Consider the following 1,226-nt stretch of genomic DNA (forward strand, 5'->3'; position numbering starts at 1 on the left):
CTATCCCACAAGATGGAAATCAGACAGGCAAGATGCCTATCCCACAAGATGGAAATCAGACAGGCAAGATGTCTATCCCACAAGATGGAAATCAGACAGGCAAGATGTCTATCCCACAAGATGGAAATCAGACAGGCAAGATGCCTATCCCACAAGAGAGTACAGCAGCAATTCGGCAAGAAATTGCTTTGGTGATTCCCCAGTATGCGGGAATTCAACATTTAAAAGAAGCTGGCGATCAATTCCAATATGGCGGTTCCCATCTCGCTTTTGGTTGGAATTTCCCCACACCGGATGGGAAGGCGCATTTTGCCGTTTTGTCTCCGTCGCCGAAGGAATTGCCGCAGGGTTGTTTCTGGGTGACAACGCGACGCGGAAAGCAATTTAACAGTATGGTACAAGAAAAGAAAGATGCGATTACAGGTGCTTTTCGAGAAGCGGTGTTGATGAGTCGAGAAGATGCAGAAAAACTGGGATTAAAACAGGGAGATGCTGTAGTTTTGAAGAACGATTTAGGGGAATTGCAGGGGAAAGTTTACATCGCTGCTGTGAAACCGGGGAATTTGCAGGTACACTGGCCTGAAGGGAATGTATTGTTGGATAAGAAGAAGCGATCGCATGTCTCCGGCATCCCAGATTACAATGCTATTGTGCATCTGGAAAAGAGCCAACATGAAAGTTAGAGAAGTTATCAAGCTACTAGAAATGGATGGCTGGTATTTGGTTCGGACTAAAGGAAGTTATAGGCACTCTGGCAAGCATTTGGAAACAAGCACAATTGGAGGATGAAAACTAATGCGTTATGCTGTCGTGATTGAACAAGCAGAGGGTAATTACTCAGCGTATGTACCCGATTTACCCGGTTGTGTTGCTGTGGGGGATACTATAGAAGAAATTGAGCAAATGATTCGCGAAGCAATCGAGTTTCATCTAGAAGGAATGCGCTTAAATGGTGAGTCGATTCCAGAACCAACAAGTTTGTGTCAGTATGTTGAAGTTTGATCGTTGGATTGGGATTGAAGAGTATCAGAAGAAGCGATCGCATGTCTCCGGCATCCCAGATTACAATGCTTTGGTACACCTGGAAAAGGCAGAAGGTAGACTGTAGGGTGTGTCAGGCGCATATAATTGGTGAGTTTTTACCCCAGTTAACCGCTTGCGCCTGACGCACCAATCCATAATCCAAAATCTAAAATCCACGCGGATCAGCTATGGATACAAAAATA

General features: G+C 44.9%; 3 protein-coding genes. All 3 read left to right on the top strand.

Translation table 11 applies throughout. The features are described from left to right. Positions 1 to 683: molybdopterin dinucleotide binding domain-containing protein (locus MiSe_RS49200; RefSeq protein ID WP_307731700.1), on the top strand; the 683-nt coding region annotated here is incomplete at its 5' end. A gap of 22 nt (positions 684 to 705) precedes the next feature. Beyond that, positions 706 to 789, top strand: coding sequence for a hypothetical protein (locus MiSe_RS53520; protein WP_373873059.1), 84 nt, complete (start codon positions 706 to 708; stop codon positions 787 to 789). A gap of 6 nt (positions 790 to 795) precedes the next feature. Then, positions 796 to 1,002, top strand: a complete 207-nt coding sequence (locus MiSe_RS49205; protein WP_226594855.1) for a type II toxin-antitoxin system HicB family antitoxin — start codon at positions 796 to 798, stop codon at positions 1,000 to 1,002. The last annotated feature ends 224 nt before the right edge of the window (positions 1,003 to 1,226 follow it).

The sequence above is a fragment of the Microseira wollei NIES-4236 genome (genome assembly GCF_020521235.1).
In the GTDB taxonomy this organism is placed as follows: domain Bacteria; phylum Cyanobacteriota; class Cyanobacteriia; order Cyanobacteriales; family Aerosakkonemataceae; genus Microseira; species Microseira wollei.